The 17155-nt window shown below is 60.4% G+C and carries 24 protein-coding genes; 13 read left to right on the top strand and 11 right to left on the bottom strand.

What is annotated here, in order from left to right:
• Positions 1-13 precede the first annotated feature (13 nt).
• Complete coding sequence (locus AC3WRD_RS06050; RefSeq protein ID WP_102619460.1) at positions 14-268, top strand: immunity protein; 255 nt, start codon at positions 14-16, stop codon at positions 266-268.
• 48 nt (positions 269-316) lie between these two features.
• Here the strand turns inward: AC3WRD_RS06050 and AC3WRD_RS06045 are convergent, their stop codons facing one another.
• The 5 genes from AC3WRD_RS06045 to AC3WRD_RS06025 form a co-directional block, all read right to left on the bottom strand.
• A complete protein-coding gene (locus AC3WRD_RS06045; RefSeq protein WP_102619459.1) occupies positions 317-1228 on the bottom strand; it encodes an SDR family oxidoreductase in 912 nt (303 codons plus the stop codon).
• A gap of 152 nt (positions 1229-1380) precedes the next feature.
• On the bottom strand, positions 1381-2283 hold the full coding sequence (locus tag AC3WRD_RS06040) for an alpha/beta fold hydrolase (protein ID WP_102619458.1): 903 nt from the start codon (positions 2281-2283) through the stop codon (positions 1381-1383).
• The gene (locus AC3WRD_RS06035; RefSeq protein ID WP_085729651.1) at positions 2283-3065 is read right to left on the bottom strand and encodes a class II aldolase/adducin family protein; all 783 of its coding nucleotides are present in this window, start codon (positions 3063-3065) and stop codon (positions 2283-2285) included. Before AC3WRD_RS06035 ends, AC3WRD_RS06040 begins: the two co-directional genes overlap by 1 nt.
• Positions 3066-3196: 131 nt before the next feature.
• Positions 3197-3883 (bottom strand): LrgB family protein, encoded by a 687-nt coding sequence (locus AC3WRD_RS06030; RefSeq protein WP_102619457.1) that lies wholly within the window; start codon positions 3881-3883, stop codon positions 3197-3199.
• Entirely contained in the window at positions 3873-4259 is a 387-nt protein-coding gene (locus tag AC3WRD_RS06025; RefSeq protein ID WP_102619456.1) for a CidA/LrgA family protein, read from the bottom strand. Before AC3WRD_RS06025 ends, AC3WRD_RS06030 begins: the two co-directional genes overlap by 11 nt.
• A gap of 95 nt (positions 4260-4354) precedes the next feature.
• Here AC3WRD_RS06025 and AC3WRD_RS06020 point away from each other — a divergent pair, with 95 nt between their 5' ends.
• Positions 4355-5242 carry a LysR family transcriptional regulator gene (locus tag AC3WRD_RS06020; protein WP_102619455.1) on the top strand — a complete coding sequence of 296 codons (888 nt, stop codon included), beginning with the start codon at positions 4355-4357 and terminating at the stop codon, positions 5240-5242.
• Here AC3WRD_RS06020 and AC3WRD_RS06015 read toward each other — a convergent pair.
• The gene (locus AC3WRD_RS06015; protein ID WP_096819050.1) at positions 5232-5687 is read right to left on the bottom strand and encodes a flavodoxin; all 456 of its coding nucleotides are present in this window, start codon (positions 5685-5687) and stop codon (positions 5232-5234) included. The two genes, AC3WRD_RS06020 and AC3WRD_RS06015, sit on opposite strands and share 11 nt — an antisense overlap.
• 153 nt (positions 5688-5840) lie before the next feature.
• Here AC3WRD_RS06015 and AC3WRD_RS06010 point away from each other — a divergent pair, with 153 nt between their 5' ends.
• Positions 5841-6317: a PAS domain-containing protein gene (locus tag AC3WRD_RS06010; RefSeq protein WP_096819048.1), complete on the top strand. Its 477-nt coding sequence runs from the start codon at positions 5841-5843 to the stop codon at positions 6315-6317.
• A gap of 54 nt (positions 6318-6371) precedes the next feature.
• Positions 6372-6977, top strand: a complete 606-nt coding sequence (locus tag AC3WRD_RS06005; protein WP_102619454.1) for a hypothetical protein — start codon at positions 6372-6374, stop codon at positions 6975-6977.
• A 3-nt stretch (positions 6978-6980) separates the two neighbouring features.
• Here the strand turns inward: AC3WRD_RS06005 and AC3WRD_RS06000 are convergent, their stop codons facing one another.
• Positions 6981-7940, bottom strand: a complete 960-nt coding sequence (locus tag AC3WRD_RS06000; RefSeq protein ID WP_102619616.1) for a MerR family transcriptional regulator — start codon at positions 7938-7940, stop codon at positions 6981-6983.
• Between the two features lie 222 nt (positions 7941-8162).
• On the opposite strand from AC3WRD_RS06000, the gene AC3WRD_RS05995 reads away from it, so the two are divergent.
• The 6 genes from AC3WRD_RS05995 (at position 8163) to AC3WRD_RS05970 (ending at position 11150) form a co-directional block, all read left to right on the top strand.
• Positions 8163-8732 (top strand): antibiotic biosynthesis monooxygenase, encoded by a 570-nt coding sequence (locus AC3WRD_RS05995; RefSeq protein WP_102619453.1) that lies wholly within the window; start codon positions 8163-8165, stop codon positions 8730-8732.
• A 56-nt stretch (positions 8733-8788) separates the two neighbouring features.
• Positions 8789-9499 carry a dihydromonapterin reductase gene (gene folM / locus AC3WRD_RS05990; RefSeq protein WP_102619452.1) on the top strand — a complete coding sequence of 237 codons (711 nt, stop codon included), beginning with the start codon at positions 8789-8791 and terminating at the stop codon, positions 9497-9499.
• A gap of 22 nt (positions 9500-9521) precedes the next feature.
• The gene (gene folE, locus AC3WRD_RS05985; protein WP_096819040.1) at positions 9522-10082 is read left to right on the top strand and encodes a GTP cyclohydrolase I FolE; all 561 of its coding nucleotides are present in this window, start codon (positions 9522-9524) and stop codon (positions 10080-10082) included.
• Positions 10083-10454: a dihydroneopterin triphosphate 2'-epimerase gene (gene folX / locus AC3WRD_RS05980; protein WP_096819038.1), complete on the top strand. Its 372-nt coding sequence runs from the start codon at positions 10083-10085 to the stop codon at positions 10452-10454.
• 68 nt (positions 10455-10522) lie between these two features.
• The gene (locus tag AC3WRD_RS05975) at positions 10523-10819 is read left to right on the top strand and encodes a DUF1244 domain-containing protein (protein ID WP_102619451.1); all 297 of its coding nucleotides are present in this window, start codon (positions 10523-10525) and stop codon (positions 10817-10819) included.
• On the top strand, positions 10812-11150 hold the full coding sequence (locus AC3WRD_RS05970; protein WP_102619450.1) for a HopJ type III effector protein: 339 nt from the start codon (positions 10812-10814) through the stop codon (positions 11148-11150). The genes AC3WRD_RS05975 and AC3WRD_RS05970 overlap by 8 nt, the downstream gene beginning before the upstream one ends.
• A gap of 64 nt (positions 11151-11214) precedes the next feature.
• On the opposite strand, the gene trxB is transcribed toward AC3WRD_RS05970, so the two are convergent.
• The gene (gene trxB, locus AC3WRD_RS05965; protein ID WP_085711762.1) at positions 11215-12177 is read right to left on the bottom strand and encodes a thioredoxin-disulfide reductase; all 963 of its coding nucleotides are present in this window, start codon (positions 12175-12177) and stop codon (positions 11215-11217) included.
• 312 nt (positions 12178-12489) lie between these two features.
• On the opposite strand from trxB, the gene cysZ reads away from it, so the two are divergent.
• Complete coding sequence (gene cysZ / locus AC3WRD_RS05960; protein ID WP_102619449.1) at positions 12490-13242, top strand: sulfate transporter CysZ; 753 nt, start codon at positions 12490-12492, stop codon at positions 13240-13242.
• 43 nt (positions 13243-13285) lie between these two features.
• Entirely contained in the window at positions 13286-14506 is a 1221-nt protein-coding gene (locus tag AC3WRD_RS05955; protein ID WP_102619448.1) for a glycosyltransferase family 4 protein, read from the top strand.
• Here AC3WRD_RS05955 and AC3WRD_RS05950 read toward each other — a convergent pair.
• From AC3WRD_RS05950 to AC3WRD_RS05940, 3 genes are all read right to left on the bottom strand, one after another.
• A complete protein-coding gene (locus tag AC3WRD_RS05950; RefSeq protein ID WP_085711765.1) occupies positions 14475-15578 on the bottom strand; it encodes an NADH:flavin oxidoreductase in 1104 nt (367 codons plus the stop codon). The two genes, AC3WRD_RS05955 and AC3WRD_RS05950, sit on opposite strands and share 32 nt — an antisense overlap.
• A gap of 158 nt (positions 15579-15736) precedes the next feature.
• On the bottom strand, positions 15737-16219 hold the full coding sequence (locus AC3WRD_RS05945) for a glutathione peroxidase (protein WP_007959082.1): 483 nt from the start codon (positions 16217-16219) through the stop codon (positions 15737-15739).
• A gap of 122 nt (positions 16220-16341) precedes the next feature.
• Positions 16342-16827, bottom strand: a complete 486-nt coding sequence (locus AC3WRD_RS05940; protein WP_096819004.1) for an FKBP-type peptidyl-prolyl cis-trans isomerase — start codon at positions 16825-16827, stop codon at positions 16342-16344.
• Here AC3WRD_RS05940 and AC3WRD_RS05935 point away from each other — a divergent pair.
• On the top strand, positions 16796-17122 hold the full coding sequence (locus tag AC3WRD_RS05935; RefSeq protein WP_102619447.1) for a DUF3565 domain-containing protein: 327 nt from the start codon (positions 16796-16798) through the stop codon (positions 17120-17122). The two genes, AC3WRD_RS05940 and AC3WRD_RS05935, sit on opposite strands and share 32 nt — an antisense overlap.
• Positions 17123-17155 lie beyond the last annotated feature (33 nt).

Genomic DNA, 17155 nt, shown 5'->3' with positions numbered 1-17155 from the left:
GGAGCTTCGACCAATGAGTACTGTCGAGAAAATTATAAAAACCGAGCCGATGGCAGATGTTATTTCTGTCTTCGCACTAGCATTTCACCCCATGCGCATCGATCAAATGTATGCAAGGTATCAAAAGGACACCCCCCACTTTGTCTTTTTAGAAATATACAAGTCGCTCTTAAGAGACGGGGTATTGGCTCACGATGAAAATGGAAAAACCATCAAGGGCCCTAATTGGACACCGCCGGCATTCATGACAGATAAACGCTACGAATAAAACACAGAAAACCACCCGACTACGACTTACATCGGGTGGCCGAACTACTTAAAGCGAATACTTCTGCAAATTCGCCATCATTTCCTTCAGCGCCTCAATGTTGTCCTTCGGATGCGCCGCCCCTTCGAAATCACAGATCTGCTGCCAGTGCGCCGCCACCTCTTCCGGTGAGAACCCCACGCGCGGATCGAACCCGGCGCCCAGGCTGCGCTCCCAGCGCACCTTGCCCATCCAGCCGCCGCCGACTTCGAACAGTCCCGAGGTTTCCTGGCATTGTTCGCTGGCCAGGTACACCACCAGCGGGCTGACCAGTTCCGGTTTGAGTTGTTCGAACACTTGCGGCGGGATCAGGCCTTCGGTCATGCGCGTGCCGCCAGTGGGGGCGATGGCGTTGACCAGGATGTTGTTCTTGCGACCTTCGATGGCCAGGGTGCGGGTCAGACCGTAAAGACCGAGTTTGGCCATGCCATAGTTGGACTGGCCGAAGTTGCCGTAGATGCCCGAGGTCGATGCGGTGAAGATCACCCGGCCATAGTTTTGCTCGCGCAGGTGTGGCCATGCGGCGCGGGTCACTTTATAGGCGCCTTCGACGTGGACGCGGTAGACCAGATCCCAGTCGGCGTCTTCCATTTTGTGGAAGGTCTTGTCGCGCAGGATCCCGGCGTTGTTGACCACCACGTCGACGCGGCCGAATACATCGAGGGCGTTCTGCACCAGTTTGTCGCCGTCGGTGACCGAGTCATGGTTGGCTTCGGCGATGCCGCCGGCCTCGCGGATTTCCGCCACCACGCGGTCGGCGGCCGAGGCGTTGGCGCCTTCGCCCTGGGTCGAGCCGCCGAGGTCGTTGACCAGCACTTTGGCGCCCTGTTTGGCGAACAGCAAAGCATGTGCGCGTCCCAGGCCACCGCCGGCTCCGGTGACGATCACGACTTTATCTTCGAAACGCACAGACTCATTCATCGAGGCAACTCCAGCAGGCCTGAGGGACAGTGTCCCTGAGTGTCAGGTACAGAGCGTGCGGTCACAACGAACACGGCTGAGGCTGAATGGTGCGCGATAAGGCTGGGGGATGATGAAACCGTGCAGAGGCGCAAAGCGCCTCCGCCCTGCGATCAGGAACACGCCACCTTGCGCGGCGGCAACACGAAGTGATCGCGAAATTCGAGGTAGTGCTTGAGCACCTGCACCGGCGCTTCGCTTTGCGGGTAATGACCGATGCCCGGCAACAGCACGGTGTCCGCGTCGGGAATCAGCTCGCGATAACGCTCGACCATGTGTGCACCGGAGATCGGATCGACTTCGCCATCGATCACCCGCAACGGCACCTCGCCGCGCTGCATCGCCGCGACCCAACGATCACGCTGCACCCGGCGTTCGGGGATGTAGGTGATCAGTTTGTGCATGATTCGCGGCCCGCGATTGCACTCGATCAGGCTCCAGAAATCATCCATCTCACTTTCACTGGGCCGGGTGTCCGGGCCGAAGATCTGATGGAAACTCTTCACCAGCGCATCGCGGGTAAACGCGCGTCCGATCATCCAGCCCAACGGGCTGAGCAACAGTTTTTGCGTCAACAATGGCCGATGGGTTTCCGGAAACAGACCACCGTTGAGGAACACGCAACTGGCGACCTCGATCAGGTCATCGTAATGCCGGGCCAGCAATTCCTGGGCAACGCTGTCGCCATAGTCGTGAGCCAGAATGTGCACTGGTTGCTCGACCTGCAGATGCGCGAGCAAGGCCTGTTGCAGATCGGCCTGCTCCAGCAGGCTGTAGGTGTGATTCAGCGGTTTGGCAGAGTCGCCGAAGCCGAGCATGTCGCAGGCAATCACCCGGTAGCGCTGGGACAGCGGCTGCCACAGGTAATGCCAGTCCCAACTGGCCGTCGGAAAACCATGGATCAGCAGCAGCGGCTCGCCCTGCCCGGCCGTCCAGTAACGGATCGGCTGGCCACGGAAGACAAACGTCTGGCTGCGTTTGCGCCAGGCACTCAGAGGAATCTCGGCGAGAGGCATTACAGTTTATACCCCGGGTCTTGTTTATCGAGTTTGCGCAGCAGTGCCGGCCAGGCCAGTGCGCCGCCCATCCCTTGAGCACTTTTGGTGACGCCAGCGATCATCGCCTTGGCACCTGCCAGAATCTGCGGTTCGATGGCGATCAGTTCGGCACCGCCGGTTTGCGCCATGACCTGGATGTCACAGGCACGCTGAAAGGTGAACATCATCAGGAACGTGTCGGCGATGGTGCCGCCGCAGGTCAGCAAGCCGTGGTTGTGCAGCATCAAGAAATTGTTTTCGCCGAGGTCGGCCTGCAACCGGGCCTTCTCTTCGTGATTGAGTGCCACGCCTTCATAAGCGTGAAAGGCCAGGCTCGACAGCACGAACAACGATTGCTGACTGATCGGCAACACGCCCTGTTTCTGCGCCGACACCGCAACGCCGGAAGCGGTGTGGGTATGCAGCACGCAGGCCACGTCATGCCGCACTTCGTGGACGGCACTGTGAATGGTGTAACCGGCGGGGTTGATCTCGTAAGGGCTGTCCATGAGCTTGTTGCCGGCCTGGTCGACCTTCACCAGACTGGACGCGGTGATCTCATGGAACATCAGGCCGAACGGGTTGATCAGGAAGTCTTCGGTGCCCGGCACCTTGGCCGAGATGTGGGTGAAGATCAGATCGTCCCAGCCATGCAGGGCGACCAGTCGATAACAGGCGGCGAGATCGACCCGGGTCTGCCACTCCGCAGCACTGACCTGGTCTTTGACATTCAAGGAAGAAGGGACGGGGGCTACGCTCACTGTATGCACCTCTGTTTTTGTTTTTTTCGGCAGGTGTCAGCAGTCTAGTCAGCCCCGGGGGATCGCGTAGTTGCATTGGCAGCCAGCTTGATGACTGAACGAGTCAGCCACGCCAGCCGCTTGGATCCATGTCAAAGCAACGACGCCAACAAAGGCGCGGCGAACAGATTGAGCAGTCCGGTGAGCACCATGACCAGCCCCGCCACCGAACCTTCTTCGCCCCCCACTTCATGGGCGCGACTGACGCCCGCACCATGAGCGCCCACGCCAAACAGGGCGCCGCGCGCCAGGGCACTGCGCAGCGGCAGCCACTTGAGTAGCACCCCGCCCAGCATCGCGCCGAACACCCCGGTGAACATCACGAACACCGCCGTCAGTTCGGGCACACCGCCCAGATCCTGCGCCAGCGGCATGGCAAACGGCGTGGTGATCGAGCGCGGCACCAATGACAGCGTTACCGAACTGTCCAGCGCCAAGGCCCTGGCCAGGCCAAACGAAGTCGCGATCGACGCCGTACTGCCGGCGAGCATACCCAGCAGCAACGCCGACCAATGTCGCACCAGCAGGCGCCGCTGTTGCCAGATCGGCACCGCAAACGCGACGGTGACCGGGCCGAGCACCAGCATCAGCCAATGGGTGTTGCTGGAGTATTCGGCGTAGGCGGTATGCAGCGGCACGGCGAGGGCCAGCAATAATGCGGGGACCAGAATCAGTGGCGACAGCACGTAGCGACCGGTCCGACGATACAGCCAGCGACTGAACAAGTAGGCCAGCAGCGTGAGTGCCAGCCAGAACATCGGCATCAGTTCAAGCTTCATGGGACCGCCTCAGACGCACGGCCAGTTCCACGGTGAACGCCGTCACCAGCATCACCATCAGCGTACTGGCGGCGATCACCAACAGGATTCGCCAGCCGTCGTCACGCAGCAATGCACCGTAATCCAGCAGGCTCATCAAGGCCGGAATGAAGAACAGCAGCATCTCGGCCATCAGCAGTCCCGCGCCCATTTGCAGCGCCGCCGGCTTGACCCAGCCGAACGCAAAAGCCAACAGCAGCAACGCCATGCCGATCACGCCGCCGGGGATCGGCCATGCCAGCCACACAGCCAGTTGGCAGCCGAGCAGATAGAGACCGAGCAGCACGGCCAGTTCGGCCAGCAGGCGAGAGAGATATTTGAGTGTTGAGGCGTTCATGGTTGGGCTCCTTTCAGGGGCCTATTTTACGAACCGGACTGCCATCCCCAAAGCGAATTGTTAGACTCAAAGCCATTCCAATCTGGAATCAGGCCATGGAATTCAAACAGCTCAAAAGCTTCGTCGAAGTCATGCATCAGGGCGGTTTCACTCAGGCGGCAAAAACCCTGCACATCAGTCAGTCCGCCGTGAGCAAGCAGATCGCTCAGCTCGAACAGAGCCTGGGCACGCCGCTGCTCGAACGACTGGGCTCGCAGCTACGCCTGACCGCCGCCGGCAGCGTGGTGTTGCAACGGGCTGAAGGCATGCTGCGCCTGCGCAATGAATTGCTCAGTGAACTGGATGACCTCAGCCAACTGGCGCGCGGCGAGCTGCGTCTCGGTTTGCCCTTGCTGGGCAGCGATGCACTGTTTGCCGGGCTGTTCGCCGAGTACCGGCGGCGTTACCCGAACATCAGCGTGCAGTTGCTCGAAGGTGGCAGCCGCAATATCGAACAGGCGGTATTGAGCGGTGAACTGGAACTGGGCGGCAGTCTGCGGCCGAAAGACCCACAGTTCGACTTCCAGCCCTTCTGCGATGAACCGCTCGATGCGCTGCTGCCGGTGGATCACCCGCTGGCGGCAAAAGGCGAGATCGCTCTGGAGGAATTGGCTGAGACGCCGTTCCTTTTGTATCAGCGCAGTTTCGTGCTCAACGATCGTTTGCTTCAGGCGTGCCAGCAGATGGGCTTCACCCCGAAAGAAGGTGGCCGTAGCGGCCAGGCGGATTTTCTCGCGGCGCTGGTGGCCGCCGGGCAAGGCGTGGTGCTGCTGCCGAGCGTAGTGGCGCGCGGGCTGGTGCGGCCAGGCGTGGTTCGCCTGACCTTGAACGCACCGGATTACCTGCGCTGGGACATCGCCTTCATCTGGCGCCGGGGCGCGTATCTGTCGAAGGCTGCACAAGCCTGGCTCGCGCTGTTGCGCGAACGCGGGATCAGCCCTTGAGCGTGGCGATCAACTGTTCCAGCCAAGGCTCGGCGTCGGTTTCCGGGGTGACGCTTTCGCTGGCGTCGATGCGCAGCATGTCCTGCACTTCACGCACGCCGAGTTCGCCGAACAGCTCACGCATCTGCTCGCCGCCACCGCAGAAGGTGTCGCCGTAACTGGCGTCGCCCAATGCGATCACCGCGCCAGGCAAGCCACGCCAGGCCGCCGGCAGCTGATCGCGGAGGGTCGAGTACAAGGGTTGCAGGTTGTCCGGCAACTCGCCCATGCCCGTGGTCGAGGTCACGGCGAGCAAGGCTTCAGGGCCAAAGGCCTGGAGGTCGGCGAGGCTGGCACGCGAGTTGTAGAAGGTTTCAAAACCGGCGGCTTTCAACAGGCTCTGGGCGTGGCGGGCGACTTCTTCGGCCGTGCCGTACACCGAGCCGGAGAGGATGGCGACTTTCATCAATCTGATCCTGAAACTGAAAAAAAGAGCGGCGATAGTAACAGCCGGCGGCGCAATGTTGCGATTGGCTCTCGATAAGCGCTGATGGCCAGTAGACAGCGCCGATTGATCTTCTAGAATGCCTGCCACCGACACCCTTGAAAGGATTCAAAGATGATCAATGCCAGCCTGCTGCAGATGGTGATCAACGCGTCGAACGATGGAATCGTGGTGGCCGAACGGGAAGGTAAAGAGGACAACATCCTGATTTACGTGAACCCGGCTTTCGAACGCCTGACGGGTTACACCAGTGAAGAGATCCTGTATCAGGATTGCCGTTTTCTGCAGGCCGGAGACCGGGACCAGGACAACCTGCCCCTCATTCGAGAGACCCTGCGCAATAACGGCTCGTGCCGCGAAATTCTGCGTAACTACCGCAAGGACGGCACACCGTTCTGGAACGAGCTGTCGCTGTCGACGGTAAAAAACGCTGACGATGGACAGACTTACTTCGTCGGCGTGCAAAAGGACGTGACCGTTCAGGTCAAGGCGCAGCAGCGAGTGGCGCAGCTGGAAGCCCAGGTCGCGGCACTCGAGGCAGAGCTGGCGGCCATCAAAGCGACGAACGGCGCAAACAAAACAGCGAACTAAGTGTCATTAACTACAATCACCAATGACTTTGTAATTATTTATTTCGAGCTAGCCATGCAACGCGACGCCCTCCTGACCCAGGACGAGCTGGATTTTATCCAGACCATGCAACACAACCCGCAGCTCAATGTGCGGGATGCGACGTCGAGCCTGTTGGTCAATGGTGGTTCGCAAATCCGTGATCTGCTCACGCGCCTGGCGGCCCATGAGCAAGTCACCATCCAGGCCAACTTCGAAAACCAGCAGATGACCTTTCCGCTGCATCTGGTGGAAGACGAATTCCACGCCCTGCATTTGCGCCTGGGTGTGCCAAGCATTTATGAAGACGGGCCGATGGTGCGCCCATGGCGTCTGGCCCTTGAAGAACCGGTAGCGCTGGAGAATGCCAAGGGCCAACCGGGCATGCTGTGGGTTCACGAGGTTTCGCACAAAGGCGTGTTGCTGGAAGTGCGCAACAAGACCAAGCCACCGAAGCATTTCGCCCTGTGGTTCAGCCCTTCAGGCTATGAGCGGATTTCCCTGCGCGGCACCTTCGAACGGGAAACCGAAGGTGGTTTCTACGCCTACGACTTGAGCCAGAGCGACGCCGACGAGACCGAGCGCCTGCGCCAGTTCATCCTTCAGCAACATCGCCTGACTCACCCTGCCCTGCACACCTGAGTCTCAGGTATCCAGCGTCCCCGCGAGAAACTGGTTCAGGCGCTGGCGCATGGTCGAACCTTCATTGCCCAGACAGCCCACCGATGAACCGGCCAGGCTGTCCTGTGCCAGATCCGACGCATCGCCTGCCAGCATCAACTGACAATCCAGGCTCAGGGCCAGGCGGTTCAGACGCCGGGGCAATTCGGTAGTCGGGGCGTGATTGGAAAACAGCACCAGCGCCTGCGGTTTGATTTTTTCGCAAACCAGCGTCAGCTCATCGAACGGCTGGCCGGTGGTCAACACACGAACGCCCGTGTCATTGCCACTGAGAAACAGCGCCGCCACCAGCAATTCGAGTTCACGGCATTGCCCGGCCAGGGCGCTGACAATCACCTTGCGCGGATGCGAGCCACGCAACACGACAATGCGCTGCAGCACCCGCGCCCTCAGGAAACCATCAAGGAACAGCCACTCGCTGGTTTGCCCGAATGAATCCTGGCGCTGCAACAAGCGCAGCCACAGCGGCATGAGGATGTCCTGGAACACCACAGGCAGCGTGTAGGAAGAGAAAATCTGCCCGTAGACCCGATCCAGTTCCTGGTCATCGAATGAACTGACCGCGCGCTGGACCTGATCCTGCCATTGCAGATAGTCGGCCTGCACCATGTCATCGGGAATGATGTGCGCCAGCGCTTTCATCGGCTCGGTCTTGGCCAGGATCCTGCCGACCTTGCTCACCGACACACCACGATCAATCCAGTCGACGATGCTGCGAACGCGCTCGATATCGGTCATCGAATACAGCCGGTGCCCACTTTCGGTGCGTGTCGGCTGGATCAAACCATAACGTCGCTCCCATGCGCGCAGCGTGACCGGGTTCACTCCGGTCAGACGCGCCACTTCACGTATGGGGAAAAGCTCCTCGCGCTCAAGCGCAACAGATGCCTGCGAAGCAGGGCGAACGTCTGTAATGACAGGCATGTGTGCGGGCACGTCCTTGTTGGCGTTGTTAGCGTAGTTGGATCCCATTCTACTCCGGATGCCCCTTGTCGGTTCAAGCGATGAAACGGGACGAAACTCTCTGGTTTCGTCACAATAATCAGGAATAATCCTTGCTTGTCGAAAAGCGCAGCCCTCTACCCCGGCGCTGCGTCAGGCGAAGTTCCTACCCGGAACGACGCAAACGTAATACGGAGATACACGATGTCTACTTCCCCCGTCACGCTGATGGTCGCGCGTCGCGTCGCCGATGGCCGCTATCAGGACCTGATCGCCTGGCTGCGCGAAGGCGAACAACTGGCCACCGACTTTCCCGGCTACCTGGGTTCCGGCGTATTGGCTCCGCCTCCCGGCGACGATGAGTTCCAGATCATTTTCCGCTTTGTCGACGAACAGACCCTGCACGCCTGGGAGCACTCGGCCTCGCGCACCGCGTGGCTTGCCCGTGGCAGTGATCTGTTTGCCCACCCGACCGAACATCGGGTCAGCGGCATCGAAGGCTGGTTCGGTGCAGCCGGCGTGCGTCCTCCGCGCTGGAAACAGGCCGTGGCCATCTGGCTGGCGTTTTTCCCGGTTTCCCTGCTGTTCAACTTCGTGCTCGGTCCGCTGCTCGGTGAAATGAGCCTGTTGCCCCGCGTGTTCATCAGCACACTGTGCCTGACGCCGTTGATGGTCTATTTCTTCATTCCACTGTCGACACGCCTGCTGGCCGGCTGGCTCAACAGTTCCCCACCCCGTCCACTGCCTGGCGCGGCGTCCACGCAAAATCGCTGAAACCATCGCTCGCGTCGCTGTTATAGTTTTTGCTCTAACCTCGACGCGAGCCGTTCATGACCTCTTTTGCAGCTCCCATTCTCATCACTGGTGCCGGCCAGCGCGTCGGGCTGCATTGTGCGCAGCGGTTGCTGGAGGACGGTCACCGGGTCATCTTCACTTACCGTAGCGAACGTCCGGGCGTGAAGACGCTGAAGGACCTGGGCGCGATCGGCGTGTTCGCGGACTTTTCCAGTGAAGCTTCCATCCTGGCGTTCATCGCCGAACTGAAAACCCACACCGACAGCCTGCGAGCCATCGTCCACAACGCCTCCGAGTGGCTGGCGGAAAACGGGGACGACGAAGCCGAAGCCTTCACCCGCATGTTCAACATCCACATGCTGGCGCCGTACCTGATCAATCTGCATTGCGCCGACCTGCTGCGACGCTCGAACCCCGCCGACATCATCCACATCAGCGACGACGTCACCCGCAAGGGCAGCAGCAAACACATCGGCTATTGCGCCAGCAAGGCCGGGCTCGACAGTCTCACGCTGTCCTTCGCCGCGCGCTACGCCCCGTCAATCAAGGTCAACGGCATCGCGCCGGCCCTGCTATTGTTCAATCCCGACGACGACGCGGCATACCGCGCCAAGGCGCTGGCCAAGTCCGCGCTGGGCATCGAACCCGGCAGCGAAGTGATCTATCAGAGCCTGCGCTACCTGCTCGACAACCCTTATGTCACCGGCACGACCCTGACCGTCAACGGCGGGCGGCACGTCAAGTAAAACGCCCCCGCGAGGATGCTCCATGACCCGTTCCCTGCCCGAAAACTACCGCGAGATCCTGATCGGCCTCGGTGAAGATCCCGACCGTGAAGGCTTGCTCGACACACCGGTGCGGGCGGCCAAGGCCATGCAGTATCTGTGTCACGGCTACGAACAGAGCGTCGACGAGATCGTCAATGGTGCGCTGTTTGCTTCCGACACCGACGAGATGATCATCGTCGCGGACATCGAGCTCTACTCGTTGTGCGAACATCACCTGCTGCCCTTCATCGGCAAGGCCCATGTGGCTTATATTCCGACGGGCAAGGTGCTGGGGCTGTCGAAGATCGCACGGCTGGTGGACATGTTCGCCCGCCGCCTGCAGATCCAGGAAAACCTCACCCGGCAGATCGCCGAGGCGGTCCAGCAAGTCACCGATGCCGCCGGTGTCGCGGTGGTCATCGAAGCCCGGCACATGTGCATGATGATGCGCGGTGTCGAGAAACAGAATTCGACCATGAACACCTCGGTCATGCTCGGCGCCTTCCGCGAGTCGAGCAACACCCGCCAGGAGTTCCTGCAATTGATTGGACGGAGCAAGTAAATGCCACAACTTCAACCGGGAATGGCGCGCATCCGGGTCAAGGATCTGCGCCTGCGCACCTTTATCGGGATCAACGAGGACGAAATCCTCAACAAGCAGGATGTGCTGATCAACCTGACCATCCTGTACGCCGCGCAGGAAGCGGTGCGCGACAACGACATCGACCACGCGCTGAACTACCGCACCATCACCAAGGCGATCATCGCCCACGTGGAAGGCAACCGCTTCGCGCTGCTCGAACGCCTGACCCAGGAATTGCTGGATCTGGTGATGGTCAACGAATCGGTGCTGTACGCCGAGGTCGAAGTCGACAAGCCGCACGCGTTGCGTTTTGCCGAGTCGGTGTCGATCACCCTCGCCGCGAGCCGCTGAGTGCGTCTGGCGCTTCAAGCGTCAGACTTTTATCATCCGCGCCACGATTTGACTGCACAGAGCCCATCATGACCGAGCAACAACGCCTCGAACTCGAAGCCGCCGCCTTCCGCCGGCTGGTCGCCCACCTGGACAGCCGCAAGGATGTGCAGAACATCGACCTGATGAACCTCTCCGGGTTCTGCCGCAATTGCCTGTCCAAGTGGTACAAGGCCGCCGCCGACGAGCGCCAGATCGACGTCAGCCTCGACGATGCCCGCGAAGTGGTTTACGGCATGCCGTACGCCGAGTGGAAAGCCCAATATCAGCAAGAAGCCAGCGCCGAACAACAAGCGGCGTTCGCCAAAGGAAAACCCAATGAGTGATCTGAACACCCTGCGCGCCAGCCTCAAGAGCGGCGAACACGTTTTTGCCGACACCCTGGCGTTTGTCGCCGCCGGTTACGACTACCAGCCTCAGGCGTTCAACAACGGCGGCGTGGAAAACGCGGCCGGGCAGAATGAAGGTTCGTGCAAGACGCTGGGTCTGGCGCTGCTGGAAGGCTTGAACGACGAAGAAGCGCTGCTGGCATTCGGCGAACACTACCGTTCGGTCGTGGCGACGCCTGAAGGCAGCGATCACGGCAATATCCGTGCGCTGATCCAGCACGGTCTGGCGGGCGTGAAGTTCGAAGCGCAGCCGCTGACGCGCCGTTGATTCCGAGCGAATCGCGAGCATGAAAAAACCGGCCAATTGGCCGGTTTTTTTTGTACCTGCGATCTTAGAACGAAGCGTTCTGCAGATCGTCCAGGTAACGCTCGGTGTCCAGTGCCGCCATGCAGCCGGCGCCGGCCGAGGTGATGGCCTGACGGTAAACGTGGTCGGCCACGTCGCCGGCAGCAAAGATGCCTTCGACGCTGGTCGCAGTGGCGTTGCCTTCACGGCCGCCCTGAACCACCAGGTAGCCGTCTTTCAATTCCAGCTGACCTTCGAACAGCGAGGTGTTCGGGGTGTGGCCGATCGCGATGAACACGCCGTCGACCTTGATTTCGTCGAAGCTGCCGTCGTTGTTCTTCAGACGTGCACCGGTCACGCCCATGTTGTCGCCCAGCACTTCGTCCAGGGTCGCGTTCAGTTTCAGCTCGATCTTGCCTTCGGCCACACGGGCGTTGAGCTTGTCGATCAGGATCTTCTCGGCGCGGAAGGTTTCGCGACGGTGGATCAGGGTGACCTTGCTGGCGATGTTGGCCAGGTACAGGGCTTCTTCGACAGCGGTGTTGCCGCCACCGACCACGGCAACCGGTTTGTTGCGATAGAAGAAACCGTCGCAGGTCGCGCAGGCCGAAACGCCTTTGCCCATGAACGCTTCTTCCGACGGCAGGCCCAGGTAACGAGCGCTGGCGCCGGTGGCGATGATCAGGGCGTCGCAGGTGTAGGTGCCGCTGTCGCCAGTCAGGCTGTACGGTTTGGAAGCGAAGTCCACCGCGTTGATGTGATCGAACACGATCTCGGTTTCAAAACGCTCGGCGTGCTCACGCATACGCTCCATCAGCACCGGACCGGTCAGACCGTGGACGTCGCCCGGCCAGTTGTCGACTTCGGTGGTGGTGGTCAGTTGACCGCCGGCCTGCATGCCGGTGATCAGCAGCGGCTTGAGGTTGGCACGGGCAGCGTAGACAGCAGCGCTGTAACCGGCAGGGCCGGAACCGAGGATGATCACTCGCGAATGACGGACTTCAGACATGAACCTGTCTCCTGTTGACCGGCCAATACATCAGGCGCGGACGCCGGACTGCCGGCGAGAATAAAAAAGGACTGTGGATAACCTTGGGGAAGGCATGAGCTCGACAGTCCTGTAAAAAGTTGGGTGCAGCGTATCGAGGGGGGCAAGATTAAGGAAATACGGTTTAACAATCCAGCTCATAGGTGGTCTCTATGCCGACACACTGACGAGATGGACGTCTTTGTTACAGTGAATGTCGATCCCGCTGCCGCGCTTTCACAGGTTATGCAAAGTCGGTAAGGTCGGCGCGATTTCCCTTGCTCGGAGCACCTTATGCCCGCCCCTGTCATGTCTGGCCCGCAATACCTGCGTGAAGGCCTCAAACTGGTCTTGAGCCCTGGCCTGCGCCTTTTTGTGCTGCTGCCGCTGGCCATCAACCTGGTGCTGTTCGTCGGATTGATCTATTTCGCCGGCCACCAGTTCAGCCTGTGGGTCGATACCCTGATGCCGTCGCTCCCCGACTGGCTGAGCTTTCTGAGCTACATCCTGTGGCCGCTGTTCGTGGTGCTGGTGGCATTGATGGTGTTTTTCACCTTCACCATGCTGGCCAACGTGATCGCGGCGCCGTTCAATGGTTTTCTCGCAGAAAAAGTCGAAGTCGTGGTGCGCGGCACCGACGACTTCCCGGCCTTCAGCTGGGGCGAACTGATCGCCATGATCCCGCGCACCCTCGCCCGTGAAATGCGCAAACTGGGCTACTTCCTGCCGCGCGCCATCGGCCTGTTCATCCTCTCGTTCATCCCGGTGGTAAACATCGTCGCCGCACCGCTGTGGCTGCTGTTCGGCGTGTGGATGATGGCGATCCAGTACATCGACTACCCGGCGGACAACCACAAGCTGGGCTGGAACGAGATGCTGGCCTGGCTGCGGCAGAAGCGCTGGCAGAGCATGAGCTTTGGCGGGATCGTTTACCTGGCGTTGCTGATTCCAGTGGTCAACATCCTGATGATGCCGGCGGCGGTGGCCGGGGCTACGTTGTTCTGGGTGCGCGAGCGCGGTGCCGAAAACCTCGTGACGCAACGCTGAAGTCGCGTTCACAAATCCATCATCCGAACGTCACAACCACGACATGGCCTCAGCCGACACTGAGGCCATGACGACAGCTCTACACATCACTCTGATCAGCGAAACCTTCCCACCGGAAATCAACGGGGTGGCCAATACCCTTGGCCGCTTGTGCGACGGTTTGCGCGCGCGCGGGCATCGGGTGGAACTGGTGCGGCCACGTCAGGGTGACGATCCGCAGCGCAGTGAAGACGATGCGCTGCTGTTGTGCCGAGGCTGGCCGCTGCCGGGTTATCCGGGGTTGCAGTGGGGTCAGTCGTCGATGCACAAGTTGCTGCGCCGCTGGACACGCCAACGCCCGGATGTGTTGTACATCGCCACCGAAGGCCCGCTCGGGTTGTCGGCACTGCGAGCCGCGCGCCGCCTGGGCATCGCCGTGGTCAGCGGCTTCCACACCAATTTCCAGCAGTACACCAACCAGTACGGCCTCGGCCTGCTGACGCGATTGCTGACCCACTATCTGCGCTGGTTCCACAATCGGTCGGCGCTGACCCTGGTGCCGAGCGTCAGCCAGCGTCTGGAACTGGAACGACGACATTTCGATCGTCTCGCACTGCTGTCCCGAGGGGTCGACAGTCAGTTGTTCCACCCAACCAAACGCCTGAACGCCCTGCGTGAGCAATGGGGACTGAGCGAGCAGGACATCGCGGTGATTCACGTAGGACGCCTGGCGCCAGAAAAGAATCTCGGCCTGCTCAAGCGCTGCTTCGACAAGCTCGCCAGTGCTTATCCACAGCGCAATCTGAAGCTGATCATCGTCGGGGACGGACCGCAGCGGGTGGCCCTGGAAAAAGAATTGCCCGGGGCGATTTTCTGCGGCTCACAACGCGGCGAAGCGCTGGCAGCGCACTATGCGTCTGGCGATCTGTTCCTGTTTCCGAGCATGACCGAGACGTTCGGCAACGTCGTGCTGGAGGCGCTGGCCTCGGGTCTTGGCGTGGTGGCCTACGATCAGGCAGCGGCTGCGCAGCATATTCGCCACGGCTACAACGGCGTGTTGGCGATGCCGGGGGATGAAGAGGCGTTTTGCGATGCAGCGCAGTGGCTGCTGGAAGAGGATGAAACCTTGCGTTGCGTCAGATTGAACGCCCGCCAGCATGCCAGTCGCCAAGGCTGGGCGGCCATCATCGAGCAGTTTGAAAACCATTTGCAGGGAGCTTGCCGCGACCTGCGCGACAAGCCCCCCACTGCAATCAAACCAGCGTCATCAACGCCTCACGGCTGAACGGCAGAATGTCCTGCTCGCGGCCTTCGCGCACTTTCTGCGCCCAGTCCGGGTCCACCAGCAGCGCGCGACCTACCGCCACCAGATCGAACTCGTCATTGTTCAGACGCTCCAGCAGTTTTTCCAGACTGGCCGGTTGTGCGACCTTGTCGGTGTTGACCATGAACTGCAGGAACTCGCCATCCAGGCCGACACTGCCGACAGTGATGGTCGGTTTGCCGGTCAGTTTGCGCGTCCAGCCGGCCAGGTTCAGTTCGGAACCGTCGAATTCCGGTTCCCAGAAACGACGCGTCGAGCAGTGGAAAATGTCCACGCCAGCGTCGGACAACGGCTTGAGGAACTCGCCCAGCGCCTCCGGGGTTTGCACCAGACGTGCGGTGTAGTCCTGCTGCTTCCATTGCGAGAAACGGAAGATGATCGGGAAGCCTTCACCTACCGCAGCGCGCACGGCCTGGATCAGCTCGATGGCGAAACGCGAACGGTTGGCCAGGCTACCGCCGTATTCGTCGGTGCGCTGGTTGCTGCCTTCCCAGAAGAACTGGTCGATCAGGTAACCGTGGGCGCCGTGGATTTCCACGCCGTCCATGCCGATGCTCTGGGCATCTTTGGCGGCCTGGGCGAAGGCTGCGATCACGTCCTGGATATCCTGCTTGGTCATGCCGTGCACCACGACCTGACCGTCCTTGAGTTTCTCCGTCGGGCCGTAGCCCGGCACGCTGGCATCCGGCTCGGTACCGATGCGACGAACGCTGCCGACGTGCCACAGTTGCGGGACGATCTTGCCGCCCTCGGCGTGCACCGCGTCGACAACTTTCTTCCAGCCGGCCAGTGCCGCTTCGCCGAAGAACTGCGGCACATTCGGGTAACCGTTGGAGGCTTGGTGGCCGACGGTGGTGCCCTCGGTGATGATCAGGCCGACACCGGCCGCCGCACGACGACGGTAGTACTCGATCACTTTGGAATTGGGTACGCCACCCGGAGAAAACGAACGGGTCATCGGCGCCATGACCACACGGGTCGGCAGTTCGAGGGCACCGAGCTGGAACGGTTTGAACAAGGCTTGAACAGGCATGGGAGGCTCCACGAAAAGGTCATCGACGGGCAGGTGATTAATATGACAGCGATAATATGCGGAGTTTCAACCAGCCGAAAGCATTATTGATCTGAATGATTAAGGGTCAAAAGACAGGCAAAAAAAAATCGCAGCTCGATGGCTGCGATTTTCGCGTTTCAGCTCAGGGCTTTTTCAATCGCCGTAATCACCGAAGGATCATCCGGCGCCGTGCGCGGCGAGAAGCGGGCCAGTACACGACCATCCTTGCCGAGCAGGAATTTCTCGAAATTCCAGGTGATGTCACCGGGAAATTCGGCACCCTCGCCCGCCAGCAGGCGGTACAGCTGATGGCGATCGTGACCGTTGACTTCGAGCTTTTTCGACAACGGAAAACTCACGCCATAGTTGAGGCTGCAGAATTCCTGAATCTCCTGCTCGCTGCCCGGTTCCTGACCGGCAAACTGGTTGCACGGCAGGCCCAGCACACTGAAGCCTTTGCCTTTGTATTGCTGATAGAGGTTTTCCAGCGCCGCGTACTGTGGGGTCAAGCCGCATTTGGAGGCGACGTTGACCACCAGCACGACTTGGCCCTTGAAGGGTGCCAGCGGTAGCTCCTGACCATCCAGGGCTGTCAACTTAAGGTCGTGAAAAGCACTCATGACGAACTCCAGATTCCCGTTTTCTACTCGAAACAGCCACTTGGCGAGGCCACCAAGGACAGCCGCGGACTAAAAAGGCGCCCTCGGGCGCCTCTCCAGTTCTCTGAGCTTAGCGCAGAAAATCAGTGGTGATGGCCACCTTCGCCATGGACGTGACCATGAGCGATTTCTTCCTGGCTGGCGTCACGGATGGCAACGACCTTCACTTTGAAGTTCAGGCGCTGACCGGCCAGCGGGTGGTTGCCGTCGACGGTGACGTCGTCGCCGTCCAGGTCACGAATGGTGACGATCTGCATCTGGCCGTCCGGCGCCGAAGCGTGGAACTGCATGCCGACTTCCAGCTCGTCAACGCCTTCGAACATGCTGCGGCTCAGGGTGCTGACCAGTTCGGCAGCGTATTCGCCGTAGGCATCTTCCGGCTCGACTGCAACTTGCAGGTCGTCACCAACGGTTTTACCTTCCAGGGCTTTTTCCAGGCCCGGGATGATGTTGCCTGCGCCATGCAGGTAAACCAGCGGAGCGCCGCCGGCGGAGCTGTCGATGACCTCACCAGCGTCGTTGGTCAGGGTATAGTCGATGGAGACAGCCTTATTGGCGGCGATCAGCATGGGGCGAGACCTTTTGCATAAGAATATAGAAAGGCCAAGTTTAGCGAAGCAATCGCTCGAAAGCGAACACAACCCTGACAAACGGGATTCGACGATCACAGGCTTCCATCAGGACGAGGACGGTCACTGGGTGGCCGAACTTTCCTGCGGCCATACCCAGCACCTGCGTCACCAGCCGCCGTGGCAGTCACGGGCATGGGTGCTGGACGCAACGCAACGTATTGAAAAAATAGGCCAACCCTTTGCTTGCGGTTGGTGCGCTCAAGACTCGGTTAGCGCTAACCTTGACGCCTGAAAAACCGGTGGAAGGCCAGCCATAGGCCGACGC

The organism is Pseudomonas sp. FW215-R2, assembly GCF_058789255.1.
The sequence above is the reverse complement of the archived record's forward strand: the minus strand, read 5'-3'. Positions and strand labels throughout refer to the sequence as shown.

Excerpts from the sequence above, each read along its gene's own strand:
- AC3WRD_RS06050 (WP_102619460.1), top strand. The coding sequence starts at position 14 with ATGAGTACTGTCGAGAAAATTATAAAAACCGAGCCGATGGCAGATGTT.
- AC3WRD_RS06045 (WP_102619459.1), bottom strand. The coding sequence starts at position 1,228 with ATGAATGAGTCTGTGCGTTTCGAAGATAAAGTCGTGATCGTCACCGGA.
- AC3WRD_RS06040 (WP_102619458.1), bottom strand. The coding sequence starts at position 2,283 with ATGCCTCTCGCCGAGATTCCTCTGAGTGCCTGGCGCAAACGCAGCCAG.
- AC3WRD_RS06030 (WP_102619457.1), bottom strand. The coding sequence starts at position 3,883 with ATGAAGCTTGAACTGATGCCGATGTTCTGGCTGGCACTCACGCTGCTG.
- AC3WRD_RS06025 (WP_102619456.1), bottom strand. The coding sequence starts at position 4,259 with ATGAACGCCTCAACACTCAAATATCTCTCTCGCCTGCTGGCCGAACTG.
- AC3WRD_RS06020 (WP_102619455.1), top strand. The coding sequence starts at position 4,355 with ATGGAATTCAAACAGCTCAAAAGCTTCGTCGAAGTCATGCATCAGGGC.
- AC3WRD_RS06015 (WP_096819050.1), bottom strand. The coding sequence starts at position 5,687 with ATGAAAGTCGCCATCCTCTCCGGCTCGGTGTACGGCACGGCCGAAGAA.
- AC3WRD_RS06010 (WP_096819048.1), top strand. The coding sequence starts at position 5,841 with ATGATCAATGCCAGCCTGCTGCAGATGGTGATCAACGCGTCGAACGAT.
- AC3WRD_RS06005 (WP_102619454.1), top strand. The coding sequence starts at position 6,372 with ATGCAACGCGACGCCCTCCTGACCCAGGACGAGCTGGATTTTATCCAG.
- AC3WRD_RS06000 (WP_102619616.1), bottom strand. The coding sequence starts at position 7,940 with ATGCCTGTCATTACAGACGTTCGCCCTGCTTCGCAGGCATCTGTTGCG.
- AC3WRD_RS05995 (WP_102619453.1), top strand. The coding sequence starts at position 8,163 with ATGTCTACTTCCCCCGTCACGCTGATGGTCGCGCGTCGCGTCGCCGAT.
- folM (WP_102619452.1), top strand. The coding sequence starts at position 8,789 with ATGACCTCTTTTGCAGCTCCCATTCTCATCACTGGTGCCGGCCAGCGC.
- folE (WP_096819040.1), top strand. The coding sequence starts at position 9,522 with ATGACCCGTTCCCTGCCCGAAAACTACCGCGAGATCCTGATCGGCCTC.
- folX (WP_096819038.1), top strand. The coding sequence starts at position 10,083 with ATGCCACAACTTCAACCGGGAATGGCGCGCATCCGGGTCAAGGATCTG.
- AC3WRD_RS05975 (WP_102619451.1), top strand. The coding sequence starts at position 10,523 with ATGACCGAGCAACAACGCCTCGAACTCGAAGCCGCCGCCTTCCGCCGG.
- AC3WRD_RS05970 (WP_102619450.1), top strand. The coding sequence starts at position 10,812 with ATGAGTGATCTGAACACCCTGCGCGCCAGCCTCAAGAGCGGCGAACAC.
- trxB (WP_085711762.1), bottom strand. The coding sequence starts at position 12,177 with ATGTCTGAAGTCCGTCATTCGCGAGTGATCATCCTCGGTTCCGGCCCT.
- cysZ (WP_102619449.1), top strand. The coding sequence starts at position 12,490 with ATGCCCGCCCCTGTCATGTCTGGCCCGCAATACCTGCGTGAAGGCCTC.
- AC3WRD_RS05955 (WP_102619448.1), top strand. The coding sequence starts at position 13,286 with ATGGCCTCAGCCGACACTGAGGCCATGACGACAGCTCTACACATCACT.
- AC3WRD_RS05950 (WP_085711765.1), bottom strand. The coding sequence starts at position 15,578 with ATGCCTGTTCAAGCCTTGTTCAAACCGTTCCAGCTCGGTGCCCTCGAA.
- AC3WRD_RS05945 (WP_007959082.1), bottom strand. The coding sequence starts at position 16,219 with ATGAGTGCTTTTCACGACCTTAAGTTGACAGCCCTGGATGGTCAGGAG.
- AC3WRD_RS05935 (WP_102619447.1), top strand. The coding sequence starts at position 16,796 with ATGGAGACAGCCTTATTGGCGGCGATCAGCATGGGGCGAGACCTTTTG.
- AC3WRD_RS05940 (WP_096819004.1), bottom strand. The coding sequence starts at position 16,827 with ATGCTGATCGCCGCCAATAAGGCTGTCTCCATCGACTATACCCTGACC.